Below are 14966 nucleotides of genomic sequence, written 5' to 3'. Positions count from 1 at the left end.
TCAGCCCTTGCTGCCGGCCTGCACCGCGCCGGCGCTGGCGACCGGCACCTGCCAGTCGCGCGCATCGACCACCACGCCTTCCTGCAGGCGTTCCTGGCCCTCGACCACCACCTTTTCGCCCGCCTTCAGACCGGTGCGCACCAGCCACTGGCGATCAACGCTGCCGTCGACTTCCAGCGTGCGGATCACCGCCTTGCCATCGCCACCGATCACCCAGGCATAGGCCTGGCCACCGGCGCTGCGCAGCACGGCCTGCTGCGGCACGGTCAGCGCACTGGCCGGTGCACCCCGCGGCACTTTCGCGCGCACATACATGCCGGGCAGCAGCTGGCGCTGCGGGTTGTCGACCAGGATGCGGAGAATCACATCACCGGTACGCGCATCGACGTTGATGCCGGAGAACAGCATCTGGCCACGCTCGGACAGCGGCTTGCCGGCGGCACCGATGATCGTCACCGGCAGCTCGCCACCACCGGCAGCACTGCGCTGCAGCGATTCCAGCTGGGCCGCCGGCTGGCGCACATCGACGTAGACCTGGTCGATCTGCTGTACCACCGCCATCGGCTCGGCATCGGCCACGCCGACCAGTGCGCCTTCGGTCACCAGCGCCTGATCGATGCGGCCGGCAATCGGCGCGCTGACCGTGGCATAGCGCAGGTCGAGCTGGCGACGGGCCAGGATCGCGCGCGCTTCATTCACCGCGGCACGGGCCTGTTCGTACTCGGCACTGGCATCGTCGCGATGCTGCTGGCTGACGGCCTGTGCCGCGGCCAGTGCATGCAGGCGCTGCGACTGCACGCGACTGCGGCCCAGGGCGGCCTCACTGCGCTGCAGCGCGGCCAGTGCCGAATCGACATCGGCACGGAAGGCCGCCGGATCGATCTGGAACAGGGCCTGGCCGGCGTCTACTTCCGCGCCCTGGTCAAACAGCCGGCGCTGCACGATGCCACCCACCTGCGCTCGGATCTGCGCGGTGCGCACGGCGGCCACGCGGCCAGGCAGTTCGTCGTCACGCTGCACCACCTGCGGGCCAACGGTAACCACGCTCACGCGGGGTGCGGCTTCGGGCGTGGCTTCGGGGGTGGAGCAGGCCGTCATGGCCAGGGCGAGGGCCGCGATCAACGCGACCGGAGTCCTGAAGGTTCTCATTGCTGTGCACAATGCCGCGCGGGCGGCTGATAGGTTCTGAAGAACCCAGTGTGCGTGGCGATGATGGGGTTTCGATGGAGGAACTGTGGAGATACGATGGAGGCAAGCACCTTAAGGCCCCGCCCCTGCATGCATGCCGCCCCTGCCCTCGCCGCCCTCGTCCTGATCGTCGAGGATGAGGCCGAGATCGCCGACATTCTTACCGCCTATCTGGAACGCGAAGGACTGCGTACGCTGCGCGCCGCCGACGGCCACAGCGCACTGGACCTGCATCGCAGCGCCCGCCCCGACCTGGTCCTGCTCGACGTGCAGCTGCCGCGGCTGGATGGCTGGAGCGTGCTGACCCAGCTGCGCCAGCGCGGCGAGACGCCGGTGATCATGCTGACCGCACTGGACCAGGACCTGGACAAGCTGACCGCACTGCGCATGGGCGCTGATGACTACGTGGTCAAACCATTCAATCCGGCCGAAGTGGCGGCGCGCGTGCGCGCCGTGCTGCGCCGTACGTTGCGCGCCTCGCGCGTGGACGCCCCGACCGCGCTGCGGGCGGGCCCGCTGCTGATCGACTCGGCCACCCACGCCGTACACGTGGAAGGCGAAGGCTACAGCCACGAAGTGCTGCTCACGCTCACCGAGTTCAAGCTGCTGCACTGCATGGCGCTGGCGCCGACCCGCATCTTCAGCCGCAGTGAACTGATGCACGAATGCCTGCCGGAAAGCGAGGCGCTGGAGCGCACGGTCGACAGCCATGTCAGCAAGCTGCGCCGCAAGCTGGATGAGGTGGGCATGGTCAATGTGCCGGCCAGCGTGCGTGGCGTCGGCTACCGGTTGATGGCCGACCGCTGATGGCCCGCCTGCGCCGCTCCGGGCTCAGCCGCCACATCATCGTCTCGATGTCGCTGATGGTGATCGGCGTCATCGTGATGATGATCCTGTCATCGTGGCTGCTGTATGCGGTGCTGGTCGAATTCTTCCCCGGCACTACCGAGGAACCGGAAAGCTGGCTGCCGACCGGCCCTGAACTGGCATGGATGGTCGGCGTGATCCTGACCGGCCTGGCGCTGGCCATCGCCGCCTCGTTCCGTCTTGCCCATCGCATCCTGTCGCCGTTGAATTCGCTGGTGGACAGCGTGCGCGCGCTCGCGGGCGGCGACCTCGGTGCCCGTGCCAGCGTCGAGGAAAACTCGCCGGGCGAAGTGGCCACCTTGGTCGAGGACTTCAATGCCATGGCGCGGCGGCTGCAGCACGTGGAGAGCGAGCGTGCGATGTGGCATGCAGCCATCGCCCATGAACTGCGGACTCCGGTGACGATCCTGCGCGGCCGCCTGCAGGGCCTGGCCGAGGGCGTCTTCCAGCCGGACGAATCACAGTTCCGCAGCCTGCTCGCCCAGGTCGAGGGCCTGTCACGACTGATCGAGGATCTGCGCGTGCTGAGCCTGTCCGACAATGCGCGGCTGGACGTGCGCCGCGCACGTACCGACGTGGTGGCCGAAGTGCATTCGGTGATGACCCTGGTCGATCCCCAGTTCCGCGCCGCCGGCTTCGTGCTGGAGCTGGAAACCAGCCGCGAAGAACACAACGCGCACTGCGATCCGACCCGCCTGCGCCAGGCGCTGCTGGCGCTGCTGGAGAACGCGCGCCGCTATGCCAGCCCGGGCAAGGTGCGGATTGCCGTGCATGACACACCGGGCCATGTGCAGGTAGCGATCGAGGATGAGGGCCCGGGCATCGACCCTGAGCTGCACGCCGACATCTTCTCTCCGTTCATGCGTGCCGACGGTTCGCGTTCGCGCCAGGGTGGCGGTAGCGGGCTCGGCCTGGCGGTGGTCAAGGCCATCGCCGACGCGCACGGCGGCCGCGTCTACTGCACGGCGGGCAACGCTGGTGGCAGCCGTTTCGTTATCGAGCTGCCGCGCCAATAGCCGGCGTGGCTGCCTGTTCCCGCAGGCGGGCACCGAGCGCAGCGAGGTTGGCGTCGATCGCATCCATTTCGTTGCGCTGCTTCTCCGGCAGCTGCTGACGCAGCTGTACGCGCAGCGCCTGCCAGGCCGGCACCGCCTGTGCGCTGGCGGTGGCAACCGCTTCGGCCAGCACCGCCTGCTCATCGGCCAGCGGCAACCCGTAGCCGCCGTCCGCCAGCAGCGTACCCGGGCGCAGCCATTGCCCACCCTGCTCCAGCAACTGGCGCAGGCCCCGGGTCTCGGCACTGTCCGGTGCGGCCAGCAGGCGCCGTTTCAGCACATCGCGCGCGCGCAGCTCGGCGCGGCGTTGCGCAGCCTGTTCCAGCAGCAGCAGGCCGGCGCTTGCGCGCAGGTCGCCCTGCAGCAACCACAGCGCACGCTGCTGTGCGGGCAGCTTCAACCAGCCGCGTACGTCGCGTGCGGGCAATGCCAGCTGGGCTGCCGCCACGCCGAACAACTGCTGGTAGTGATCGCGTGCCGAGGCGAAGTAGTAACCCTGCGCCTGTGCTGCATTGCGGTCCGTGAGTACCTGCTCGTCCAGCACATGCAGCTGCGACAGCCGACGCTTCAAACCACGCGGGCTGAGCTGGGCCAGGCCGGCCTCGCCCAACCTCGGCACGCCGGCCTGCAACAGCTTTGCGGTTTCCACCGCGCAGTTGTTGCTGACGAAGTAGTAGCGCCCGTCGTAGCTCCAGTGCACCTGTGCTGTGCGCTCAAGCAGGCTGGCGATCTCGCTGCGCTCCAACTGCAACGGCAGCGATTGCAACCCGCGCAGCTCGACCTTGGTGTACTCGTCCACAACCTGCTGCAGCGGAAGCACGAACAGCCGCGAGGGATAACCGCCGGTCAGCCCACGCCAGTTGGAAATCTGCACGTCACCGACGAACGCACGGAACGACAGCACCCGGTGGTACTCCAGGTCCAGTCGACAGTCCGGCCCCGGCGCACGGCCAGGCCGGCAGATCACCAACCGCAGCATGCTGTGGCCCCAGCGGCTCATCGGCTGGGCACTGCCTTCGGCAAACAGGTAATCCACCGCGTAGACGCGTGCCGGGTCGAGTTGCAGCAACGACGCCGCGCCCTCTTCCGGTTCGGCCTGCAGCAACGGCAGTGTCGTAGCGCATTGCGGCTGCGGCAACGAAGGCGGCGTTCCAAAATGCATCTGGTACCACTGCGCCAGTGCCGGTCGCCGGCAAGCGAATTCACTGTCGAGCACGAAATGCTCGGCGTTCACTGCCAGGTACTCGGCCGGATCTTTCAGTTCATACGCATCGGGACTACGGTCTCGGAAGTCATTGCCGCCACGGCCGAGATGCCAGGGCTTGCGCTGCCATCCGGCCAGATCACGCCAGCGCACACTGCGCGACCAGTTCGCCCCCGTACGGTCGGCAACATGGCTCAGTTCGTGTACCAGCGCGCTGCGGCGTGCGCGCCGGGCGCCGGGCATGCCGTCATCCAGCAGATCGCGGCGCAACGTGATGCGGTCGCCGAAAGCGCGGCCGTGCACCTTGGCAGGAAGGTCGTCATTCCAGCGCACCTGCACCTGAGCCGGCAAAGCGCGCAGCAGACCCTCCGGCAGCAGTGACTGTACGTCGGTCAGTGTCTGCGTCGCCACCTGCTGCTGTGCAGGGCTCAGCCCCGCAGGATCGAGCTGTAGGCGATCAGCCGCGTGCGCGACATGAGCGATCAGCAGTAGAGCCACGCCGTGCGTGGCTGCGTTCCTTGCAGTTGTCATGGCGTTGCCGGCCAGCGGCCGGCACTACCCGAAGGCGGGATCAACGCGCCAGCAGCGCGCGGGCCAGTTCCAGGTCGCTCTGCTGCTGTGCGGCAGTGCTCTGCTCACGCAGGTGGACAAGCGCCGCCTGCAGGCGAGCGCCACGGATCTGGCCGTCGCTGGCGACGAACGCAGCGGCATCGTCGCGTGCAGCCAGCACCACCTTGTCGTCACCCGAGCTGCTGCCCGAGGAACCGGAGGACGCACCGGTGGCCGAGCCGGCCGAGGTGCCGGCGAAGCTGGAAGCGAAGCCGGCCAGCGGCAGGGACAGCAGGGCAAGCAGCAGAAGCGGACGGGTCATCGGTTCGAAGCCGGTTGTTAGGAAGCGTGGAGCGTAACGGGTGCGTGAAGGATTTGCCCGACTCAAACGTCGAACAGCTTGCCGGGATTCAGCCGCGCTTGGGGATCGAACGCGCGTTTGACCGCCTTCATCAGGGCGATCTCGGCCGGGCCGCGGGTGCTGTCCAGGTAGCCCTTCTTGACCAGACCGATGCCGTGCTCGGCCGAGATGCTGCCGTCGAAGCGGGCCAGCACCTGCGCCAGCAGCTTGGTTACGTGCTCGCATTGCGCCACGAAATCAGCGTCACTGGTGTCGTCCGGCTTGAGCACGTTGATGTGCAGATTGCCGTCGCCGATGTGGCCGAACCACACCACATCGAAATGCGGGTAGGCCTGCCCGATCAGCGCCTGGGTCTCGGCCAGGAACGCCGGCATCGACGAGATCCGCACCGAAACATCGTTCTTGTAGGGCTTGTAACGGGCAAGCGATTCGGTGATGCCTTCGCGCAGGCGCCACAGCTGCGCGGCCTGCGCGTCGCTGGCACTGATCACGCCATCGCTGACCCAGCCATTGCCCATGCAGTCCTCGAACGCGGCCATCGCCGCCGCTTCCTGGGCCTCGTCGCCGGCCGCGAACTCGGTCACCACGTAATACGGGTGCACTTCGTCGAACGGCGCCTGCGCGCCATGCGCCAGCACGTGCTCAAGCGCCCGGTCGGTGAAGAATTCGAAGGCCTGCAGCTGCAGGCGCGCGCGGAACGCGGCGAATACCTGCATCAGCACCTCGAAGCTGGGTACGGCCAGCAGCATCACATTGCTGGCCGGCGGCGGATCGGTCAATTTCACCGTGGCTTCGACGATCACGCCCAGCGTGCCTTCCGAGCCGATCAGCAGCTGGCGGAAGTCGTAGCCGCTGGAGTTCTTGATCAGGCCCTTGTTGAGCTCCAGCAACTCGCCATCAGCCGTGACCACTTTCAGCCCGGCGATCCACTCGCGGGTGTTGCCGTAGCGGATCACGCGGATGCCACCGGCATTGGTAGCGATGTTGCCGCCGATCGAGCAGGACCCGCGCGCGGCGAAATCCACCGGGTAGATCAGGCCGTGATCCAGCGCGGCGTTGTGCACGGCCTCCAGCGGCATGCCGGCCTGCACCACCAGGGTGCGATCGACCGCGTCGTAGGCCAGTGCCTTGTTCATCCGTTCCAGGCTGAGCACCAGCTCGCCGTTGGCGGCCACCGCGCCACCCGAGAGGCCGGTGCGGCCACCGGACGGCACCACGGCCACGCCCTCGCCTGCACTCCAGCGCATCACCGCCTGCACTTCCTCGACCGTGGCCGGCAGTGCGATCGCCAGCGGCGCCGGCGTCCAGCGCCGGGTCCAGTCGCGCCCGTAATGCTCCAGGTCGGCCGGGTCGGTCTTCAGCTTCAGGCCGGGACAGGCCTGTTGCAGCGAGGCAATGCGGGAATCGGTCATGACGGTCCAGCGCGGTGCGTGAAGAACGGGCAAGCGTGCCAGCGGCACGCGCCAGCGTCCAGCCCCGCAGCCGTGCAGATAGCTACGGATGCAACCAATTGCGCACTGCACCATGGTCGCTGCGATCTGGCATAGTGGTCAGCCCCTGTCCCACTGGCCGTGTCGCCCCATGTCGCCGAAGAAGACCTCGTTCCCGAAGCAGGATATCCGCGTGCTGTTGCTGGAGGGGGTCAGCCAGACCGCCGTGGAGGTATTCAGCGCCGCCGGCTACAGCCAGATCGAAGCGCACACCAAGGCGCTGCCCGAGGACGAACTGAAGGCGCGCATCGCCGAGGCGCACATCGTCGGCATCCGTTCGCGCACCCAGCTCAGCGCCGAAGTGCTGGCCGAGGCCAAGCGCCTGATCGCGGTGGGCTGCTTCTGCATCGGCACCAACCAGGTCGACCTGGATGCGGCCGAGCTGGCCGGCATCCCGGTGTTCAACGCGCCCTACTCCAACACCCGCAGCGTGGCCGAGCTGGTCATCGCCGAAGCGATCATGCTGACCCGTGGCATTCCGCAGAAGAACGCCGAATGCCATCGCGGCGGCTGGTCGAAGTCGGCCAGCGGCAGCCATGAAGTGCGCGGCAAGACGCTGGGCATCATCGGTTACGGCCACATCGGCACCCAGGTCGGCGTGCTGGCCGAATCGCTGGGCATGCAGGTGATCTTCCACGACGTGGAAACCAAGCTGGCACTGGGCAATGCCCGTGCAGCGGCCAGCCTGGACGACCTGCTGGCACGCGCCGACATCGTCACCCTGCACGTGCCGGAGACCCCGTCCACGCAGTGGATGATCGGCAGCACCGAGCTGGCGAAGATGCGCAAGGGCGCGCACCTGATCAACGCCGCGCGCGGCACCGTGGTCGACATCGATGCGCTGGACGCGGCCCTGGCCAGCGGCCACGTCGGCGGCGCCGCGCTGGACGTGTTCCCGGTCGAACCGAAGGGCAATGGCGATATCTTCGAATCGCCGCTGACCCGCCACGACAACGTGATCCTGACCCCGCACGTGGGCGGCAGCACGCTGGAGGCGCAGGACAACATCGGCGTTGAAGTGGCCGCCAAGCTGGTGCGCTACAGCGACAACGGCAGCACCCTGTCGGCGGTCAATTTCCCGGAAGTGACCCTGCCCGAGCACGCCGACAGCCTGCGCCTGCTGCACATCCACCAGAACGTGCCGGGCGTGCTGTCCAAGGTCAACGAGATCTTCTCGCGCCACAACGTCAACATCGACGGCCAGTTCCTGCGCACCGACCCGAAGGTGGGCTACGTGGTGATCGACATCACCGCCAGCGAGGAACAAGCCGCCGCCGTGCGCGACGAGCTGGCCGCGATTCCGGGCACGCTGCGCACGCGCATCCTGTACTGATCGAAGGTTCGGCGGGCATGGCCCGGCCCGCAAGATGATGGTAGCGCCGGGCCATGCCCGGCGACATGCATCAGCACCACGCGATCCCCTCATGGAGCGGATCTGCTGGGTTGCAGTAGAGCCACGCCATGCGTGGATGGGACACCTCAGAACCTTACGGCGTAAAGGCTCTTGTAGAAGTCCCAATGGATCAGAACCCTGTCTTCCATCGACAGGAACAGCGTATCGACGAAATCCAGCTCCTCGGCATGAACCAGCCAGTCCTGCAGGCGGCTGCCCAGCGAAGGCACCGCCCCATCCACCTGGACAATCGTCAACACAGCTTCGCATGGCAAGCCAACAGCACCTGCAATGGCACTCAACTCCTGCGCCAGCCGCTCCCGCCCCACCTCTGGGACCTCCAGGCGCGATGGCACGCGCTCCCAGTCGATGGATGTGATGACGGGCAATGCAGCCTTGATCATCGCGAGTGCCGCATCCTGCTTCGCCTCACCACAGGCATGAGCCGCAACAAACGCTGCACAGCCGTCGGAGAGCATCAGCGCGCCAACCACCGGCGCGCCATGCGCTGCATGGATTCGTCCGATTCCGGATCGGCGGCGACCTCGGCCACCGGCCGCCAGGCCAGCTCCAGCGACTCCTCGCTGAGCACGAAGGCCTCTCCACCCAGTGCCCGGATCACGAAACGCACGTCGTAGTGCCAGTGTCCCGGCACGTCCCTGCGCTCCGGAATCCAGTGCTTGTCGATATCGAAGATGGCCGGGTCTTCCAGCACCAGGCCGCTCAGTCCCGATTCTTCTTCGGCTTCCTTCAGTGCCACCTGGGCCAGGTCGCGGTCGCCGTCGGCGTGGCCGCCCAGCTGCAGCCAGCGCTGCAGCTTGCGGTGATGGGTCAGCAGCAGGCGCTGGCCGTCGGCACTGACCAGCCAGCAGCTGGCGGTGAAGTGGCCGGCCAGCCGCTCGCGCCGGAACGGATCTTCCGGATCGTCCAACAATGTGCCGAATTCGGCAGCCAATGCGTCGTGGGCGGGCTCGCGGCGGGCGTAGTCCCGCAGCAGGCCACGCAGGCGATCGTCAAGCACGGCAAGGGTTTCGGCGGTCTGGCTCATGAATGGGCGGCGTTTGGAAAAATACTGCTCATTATCGCCGTTCATTGTTGCGATTGCGCTTGTGCGTTGGCTTCAGCTTTGGCTAAGGTACAGCGGGCCGTTCGCGCGGCCTTCACCATTCCAGGGTTGCCGGCAACGTATCGGCGGCCCACCCAATCCGATCACTAGGAAGTACTGCATGCTGAAAGCTCTGTTGAGGGTCAAGCCGGTTGAACCGGCCGGGCACGTCGATGCTGGCGAACCCATCGAAGGCAGCCTGGACGGCGAAGCCACGTTGAAACGGACCCTCACGGCTAAACACCTCATCCTGCTTGGCGTGGGTGCGGTGATCGGCGCTGGTATCTTCGTGCTGACCGGCCAGGCCGCGGCCAACCATGCCGGCCCGGCGGTGATGCTTTCGTTCGTGCTGGCCGGTTTCGCCTGTGCCCTGGCGGGCCTGTGCTACGCCGAGTTCGCGGCGATGATGCCGGTCTCCGGCAGTGCCTACTCGTACTCCTACGCCACCCTGGGCGAAGGCATGGCCTGGTTCATCGGCTGGTGCCTGGTGCTGGAGTACCTGTTCGCCTCGGCCTCGGTCGCGGTGGGCTGGTCGGCGTACCTGATCAGCTTCATCACCACCACCCTGCACATGCCGTTCCCGGACCTGCTCAGCGCCGCGCCCATCGCCTGGACCGGCAGCGAGTTCGTCTCCTCCGGCAAGCTGTTCAACCTGCCGGCGGTGCTGATCGTGGCGGCGGTGTCCGGCCTGCTGTACGTGGGCGTGACCCAGTCGGCCTTCGTCAACGCCATCATCGTGGCGATCAAGGTCACCGTCATCTGCCTGTTCATCGGCATCGGCGCGGCCCATATCGACCCGGCCAACTGGCAGCCGTTCATCCCGGAAAACACCGGCGTGCCGGGTGAGTTCGGCTGGAGCGGCATCTTCCGCGCGGCCACCATCGTGTTCTTCGCCTACATCGGTTTCGACGCGGTCTCCACCGCCGCCGGTGAAACCAAGGACCCACAGCGCAACATGCCGATCGGCCTGCTCGGCTCGCTGGCGGTGTGCACGATCGTCTACATCATCGTCTGTGCGGTGCTGACCGGCATGATGCCGTACCACCTGCTGGGCACCGACAAGCCGGTGGCGACCGCGCTGGAGCCCTACCCGACCCTGTCCTGGCTGAAGACGTTCGTGGAAATCGGCGCCATCGCCGGCCTGTCCTCGGTGGTGCTGGTGATGATGATGGGCCAGACCCGCATCGCCTACACCATCTCCCGCGACGGCCTACTGCCGAAGTTCTTCGGCAGGGTCCACGCCCGCTTCCGCACCCCCTACGTCGCCACCATCGTGGTCGGCGTGATCGCCGCGGCACTGGCCGGCCTGGTACCGCTGAACGTGCTGGGCGAACTGGTCTCGATGGGCACCCTGCTGGCCTTCGCCACGGTCTGCATCGGCGTGCTGGTGCTGCGCTATACCAAGCCGGACATCCACCGCCCGTTCCGCGTGCCGGCGGTGTGGATCATCTGCCCGCTCGGCGCAGCCACCTGCCTGTTCCTGTTCTGGCAGGCGTTCGTGGTGCACTGGCACCTGTTCGTTGGCTGGACGCTGCTCGGCCTGCTGATCTACCTGGGCTACGGCATCCGCAACAGCAAGCTGGCCAAGTCGCCCTGATCCGCCTACGGGCCGGCCTCGCGCCGGCCCGTCCGTTTTCCCCGCGCGCCGGTCATGGCGCGCTTCGACAAGACCACCACACATGTTCAAGCAACTGTGGGCCACCAAGCACCCGCATGCCGCCCATGAAGACGCCAACGGCCTGAGCCTGCGCCGCCACCTCGGCCCCTGGGGGCTGACTGCCCTGGGTATCGGCGCGGTGATCGGCGGCGGCATCTTCGTCATCACCGGCCAGGCCGCCGCCAACCACGCCGGCCCGGCCATCATGCTGTCCTTCGTACTGGCCGCCATCTGCTGCGCCTTCTGCGCGCTGGCCTACGCGGAATTCGCCTCGATGGTGCCGGTTTCCGGCAGCGCCTACACCTATACCTACGCCACCTTCGGCGAGCTCTCCGCCTGGTTCATCGGCTGGATGCTGGTGCTCGAGTACGGCGTCTCCGCCTCGGCGGTCGCGGTCAGCTGGACCGGCTATTTCCTCAGCCTGCTCAGCCAGTTCGACATCCATCTACCGGCGGCGCTGGTCAGTGCCCCACTCGATGCACAGCTGCGCCCCACCGGCGCGATCGCCAACCTGCCGGCCGCCGCGCTGGTACTGCTGCTGACCTGGCTGTGCTACGTCGGCATCAGCAAGTCCTCGGCGATGAACATGGCGATGGTCGTGCTCAAGACCGGCCTGATCGTGCTCGTCATCGTGGTCGGCTGGAAGTACGTGGACACCAGCAACTGGACCCCGTTCATTCCGGCCAACGAAGGCCCCGGCAAGTACGGCATGGAAGGCGTGCTGCGCGGTGCGGCGATGGTGTTCTTCGCCTACATCGGCTTCGAGGCGGTGTCGGTGGCGGCGCAGGAATCGAAGAATCCACAGCGCGACATGCCGTTCGGCATGATGCTGTCGCTGGTGATCTGCACCGTGCTGTACATCGCGATGGCCGCAGTGATGACCGGCCTGGTGCCGTTCCAGCTGCTGGGCACCGACGAGCCGGTGGTGACCGCGGTGGCCGCGCATCCGCAGCTGGGCTGGCTGCGCTGGGTGGTCGAGGTCGGCGCACTGGTCGGCCTGTCCTCGGTGGTGCTGGTGATGATCATCGGCCAGCCGCGCATCTTCATGATCATGGGCCGCGACGGCCTGCTGCCGCCGGTGTTCACCAAGATCCACCCGAAGTACCGTACCCCGCACATCAACACGGTGATCACCGGTATCGGCATCGCGCTGCTGGCGGCGCTGTTCCCGCTGGACATCCTCGGCGAGCTGACCTCGATGGGCACGCTGATCGCGTTCGCAGCCGTGTGCGCCGGCGTGCTGATCCTGCGCCGCACCCAGCCGGACCTGCCGCGTCCGTTCCGCATGCCGATGGCGTGGCTGATCTGCAGCCTGGGCGTGTTGAGCTGCCTTGCCCTGCTGTCGGCGATGACGATGCACAACTGGATGCTGATGGGGGTGTGGACGTTCGTCGGCTTCGTGATCTATTTCTGCTACGGGTTCAGGCACAGCCGGCTGCGGGTGAAGTAAAGGGATTGCAGGGCCTGCGGCCCTGCACCCGCCTTTGAAGCCGGAGCAACGACAAGAGCTGGGCAGAGGGTTTGGCGGGGAGGCATGGGTTCGCGGGGGACGCCGTGAATCCATCCCTGGAGGCTTGGCCGCGGCTTGCTCGCGTGCGCTGTCCTGCGCACACGGCAAGACCGGGGTTGGGCCTCCTGCCCAACCCGCCCGAGGCATGCCTCGGGCCCATGCCGCGGACACCCCCGCGAACCCATGCCTCCCCACCCCTGACACTCTCCCGGCGCGTCCGGTGGATCCACGCCATGCGTGGATGAATTCGGTCTGGGAAATGAATTCTCTGTAGAGCCGAGCCATGCTCGGCTCCGAGCAAGCGCAGCGCCGCGACCCGCTTCTGCCTTTCCTTCTTCACTCCGTGGCTGACGCGCACGGAACCTGTCCGTGGTCGGGCGGGTGGGTTGTGCAGGGGTGTCCGCGGCATGGATACCGCGGCCAAGCCCCCAAGGAAGGGTCTACGGCGTCCCCTGCACAGCCCACCCGCCCGGCCAAAGCAAGAAATCCAGCCCGGCGAGACAGCCACGAGGGGCTCAGCCGTTGGCCGAATCCAGTAAAATCGACGGCATGAACGCCCCCACCTTCCCGTACGACACCGCGCGCCTGAGCGAACTGGCCCAGCTGCTGATCGACAACGTCCGCGAGCTGGCCCACGCCGGCTGGACGCCGGCCACCAGCAGCAACTTCTCCCACCGCCTGGACGACCGCCACGCCGCGATCACCGTCTCCGGCAAGGACAAGGGCCGCCTGATCGAGGACGACATCATGGTGGTGGACTTCGACGGCCTGGCCGTCGGCCGCCCGCTGCGCCCGTCCGCCGAAACCCTGCTGCACACCCAGCTGTACCGCCGCTTCCCGGAAATCGGCTGCGTGCTGCACACCCACTCGCCGGTGCAGACCGTCGCCTCGCGCCTGTACGCGCCGCAGGGCCACATCCGCCTGGAAGGCTACGAACTGCTGAAGGCCTTCGCCGGCAACAGCACCCACGAGATGGCCATCGACGTGCCGGTGTTCGCCAACACCCAGGACATGAACGTGCTTTCGAAGCAGGTCGATGACCTGCTCGACCGGCAGAACCTGTGGGGCTACCTGATCGACGGCCACGGCCTGTATGCCTGGGGCCGCGACATGGCCGAGGCACGCCGCCACCTGGAAGCGTTCGAGTTCCTGTTCCACTGCGAGCTGGAACTGCGCAAGCTGCGCGGCTGAACCCGCAAGCAGGTGCAGATGCCGATCCGGAATCTGCACCTCGTGCCCACCCTGCTACCCTGTCTTCCCCCCGAGACGTTCAAGCTGCCGCCATGAGCCGACTGCGCATCTACGACGACACCCGCCCCGAATCGCCGCTTCTGGATACCCAGGACGGCGCGGTCATCGCTGCCGAGCTGCAGAAGATCGGCGTCACCTTCGAGCGCTGGCAGGCCACCGCACCGGTCGCACCGGGCGCCAGCCAGGATGAAGTGTTCGCCGCTTACCGCGCCGACATCGACCGCCTGGTTGCCGAGCGCGGCTTCAAGAGCGTGGACGTGGCCTCGATCGCCCCGGACAACCCGAACCGCGCCGAGCTGCGCAGGAAGTTCCTCGACGAACACTTCCACAAGGAAGACGAGGTGCGCTTCTTCGTCGCAGGCTCCGGCCTGTTCACCCTGCACGTGGGCGACAAGGTCTATGAGATCAAGTGCGTGAAAGACGACCTGATCGCCGTGCCCGACGGCACCACCCACTGGTTCGACATGGGCGATGAGCCCAGCTTCGTGGCGATCCGCTTCTTCACCGAGCCGGATGGCTGGGTCGGTCACTTCACCGGCACCGACATCGCGCAGAAATTCCCCCGTTACGTACCTACCCAGGCATCCTGATCCATGCAGCCCCGCGTCATCCTGACCGATATCGAAGGCACCACCAGCAGCATCTCGTTCGTCAAGAACGTGCTGTTCCCCTATGCCCGCAAGGCGCTGCCCGCGTTCGTCGCCGAGCACGGCCAGCAGCCGGAAGTCCGCCGTTGGCTGGATGCGGTGGCCACCGAGATCGGCGGCGCCTGCCAGGACAGCCTGGTAGCCGAGACGCTGCAGGGCTGGATCGACCAGGACCGCAAGCACACCGCGCTGAAGGCGCTGCAGGGCCTGATCTGGGACGAAGGCTACCGCCGCGGCGACTACACCGCGCACTTCTACCCGGAAGTCGCGCCGGTGCTGAAGGGCTGGCACGCCTCCGGCCTGCCGCTGTACGTGTACTCCTCCGGCTCGGTGCCGGCGCAGAAGCTGTTCTTCGGCTTCAGCGACGCCGGTGACCTCAGCCCGTTGGTGTCGGGCTGGTTCGACACCGAAGTCGGCGGCAAGCGCGAGGCCGACAGCTACCGCCGCATCGTGCAGGCCATTGGCGTGCCGGCCGGCGAGATCCTGTTCCTGTCGGATGTGGTGGAAGAACTGGATGCCGCCCGCGAAGCCGGCCTGCAGACCCGCCTGATTGATCGCCTGGATGACTACCCGCTGCCGCGCACCGGCCAGGCCGCCAACGGCCACGAGCGGGTCGAGAATTTCCAGCAGATCCAGCTGTAAGCAAGAAAAAGGGGACGGAGGGGATTAAGTCGTTTGTGGCACACATG

14 protein-coding genes are annotated in these 14966 nt (G+C 67.0%); 8 read left to right on the top strand and 6 right to left on the bottom strand.

The annotated features are described in order from the left end of the window. Positions 1–1149: an efflux RND transporter periplasmic adaptor subunit gene (locus ACZLIB_RS10010; RefSeq protein ID WP_032128781.1), complete on the bottom strand. Its 1149-nt coding sequence runs from the start codon at positions 1147–1149 to the stop codon at positions 1–3. A gap of 129 nt (positions 1150–1278) precedes the next feature. Between ACZLIB_RS10010 and ACZLIB_RS10005 the strand changes: the two genes are divergently transcribed. Together ACZLIB_RS10005 and ACZLIB_RS10000 are read left to right on the top strand one after the other, a co-directional pair. Continuing rightward, complete coding sequence (locus ACZLIB_RS10005; RefSeq protein WP_020424480.1) at positions 1279–1995, top strand: response regulator; 717 nt, start codon at positions 1279–1281, stop codon at positions 1993–1995. Next, a complete protein-coding gene (locus tag ACZLIB_RS10000) occupies positions 1995–3071 on the top strand; it encodes an ATP-binding protein (RefSeq protein ID WP_032128780.1) in 1077 nt (358 codons plus the stop codon). The genes ACZLIB_RS10005 and ACZLIB_RS10000 overlap by 1 nt, the downstream gene beginning before the upstream one ends. Here ACZLIB_RS10000 and ACZLIB_RS09995 read toward each other — a convergent pair. The 3 genes from ACZLIB_RS09995 to ACZLIB_RS09985 form a co-directional block, all read right to left on the bottom strand. Continuing rightward, complete coding sequence (locus ACZLIB_RS09995; protein ID WP_478469764.1) at positions 3049–4845, bottom strand: DUF7844 domain-containing protein; 1797 nt, start codon at positions 4843–4845, stop codon at positions 3049–3051. The two genes, ACZLIB_RS10000 and ACZLIB_RS09995, sit on opposite strands and share 23 nt — an antisense overlap. A gap of 40 nt (positions 4846–4885) precedes the next feature. After that, positions 4886–5185, bottom strand: a complete 300-nt coding sequence (locus ACZLIB_RS09990) for a DUF2388 domain-containing protein (RefSeq protein ID WP_014037036.1) — start codon at positions 5183–5185, stop codon at positions 4886–4888. A 62-nt stretch (positions 5186–5247) separates the two neighbouring features. Continuing rightward, the gene (locus ACZLIB_RS09985; RefSeq protein ID WP_032128778.1) at positions 5248–6636 is read right to left on the bottom strand and encodes an FAD-binding oxidoreductase; all 1389 of its coding nucleotides are present in this window, start codon (positions 6634–6636) and stop codon (positions 5248–5250) included. Between the two features lie 169 nt (positions 6637–6805). Between ACZLIB_RS09985 and serA the strand changes: the two genes are divergently transcribed. Continuing rightward, entirely contained in the window at positions 6806–8047 is a 1242-nt protein-coding gene (gene serA / locus ACZLIB_RS09980; RefSeq protein ID WP_014037034.1) for a phosphoglycerate dehydrogenase, read from the top strand. Between the two features lie 146 nt (positions 8048–8193). Here the strand turns inward: serA and ACZLIB_RS09975 are convergent, their stop codons facing one another. Together ACZLIB_RS09975 and ACZLIB_RS09970 are read right to left on the bottom strand one after the other, a co-directional pair. Next, complete coding sequence (locus ACZLIB_RS09975; RefSeq protein WP_478469763.1) at positions 8194–8586, bottom strand: hypothetical protein; 393 nt, start codon at positions 8584–8586, stop codon at positions 8194–8196. Beyond that, positions 8586–9200 (bottom strand): NUDIX hydrolase, encoded by a 615-nt coding sequence (locus ACZLIB_RS09970; protein ID WP_285318191.1) that lies wholly within the window; start codon positions 9198–9200, stop codon positions 8586–8588. The genes ACZLIB_RS09975 and ACZLIB_RS09970 overlap by 1 nt, the downstream gene beginning before the upstream one ends. Positions 9201–9333: 133 nt before the next feature. Between ACZLIB_RS09970 and ACZLIB_RS09965 the strand changes: the two genes are divergently transcribed. From ACZLIB_RS09965 to mtnC, 5 genes are all read left to right on the top strand, one after another. After that, positions 9334–10809 carry an amino acid permease gene (locus tag ACZLIB_RS09965; RefSeq protein ID WP_132810017.1) on the top strand — a complete coding sequence of 492 codons (1476 nt, stop codon included), beginning with the start codon at positions 9334–9336 and terminating at the stop codon, positions 10807–10809. An 82-nt stretch (positions 10810–10891) separates the two neighbouring features. Continuing rightward, positions 10892–12319, top strand: a complete 1428-nt coding sequence (locus ACZLIB_RS09960; RefSeq protein WP_049424691.1) for an amino acid permease — start codon at positions 10892–10894, stop codon at positions 12317–12319. A 609-nt stretch (positions 12320–12928) separates the two neighbouring features. Next, positions 12929–13570 (top strand): methylthioribulose 1-phosphate dehydratase, encoded by a 642-nt coding sequence (locus ACZLIB_RS09955; RefSeq protein WP_032130340.1) that lies wholly within the window; start codon positions 12929–12931, stop codon positions 13568–13570. A gap of 92 nt (positions 13571–13662) precedes the next feature. Beyond that, on the top strand, positions 13663–14220 hold the full coding sequence (locus ACZLIB_RS09950) for a 1,2-dihydroxy-3-keto-5-methylthiopentene dioxygenase (RefSeq protein WP_478469761.1): 558 nt from the start codon (positions 13663–13665) through the stop codon (positions 14218–14220). A 3-nt stretch (positions 14221–14223) separates the two neighbouring features. Further along, positions 14224–14919: an acireductone synthase gene (gene mtnC, locus ACZLIB_RS09945; protein WP_043397315.1), complete on the top strand. Its 696-nt coding sequence runs from the start codon at positions 14224–14226 to the stop codon at positions 14917–14919. The last annotated feature ends 47 nt before the right edge of the window (positions 14920–14966 follow it).

The sequence above is a fragment of the Stenotrophomonas sp. 220_Sma genome, assembly GCF_056487375.1.
Note: the sequence above shows the minus strand (reverse complement) of the source record. Positions and strands in the feature narration are given on the sequence as shown.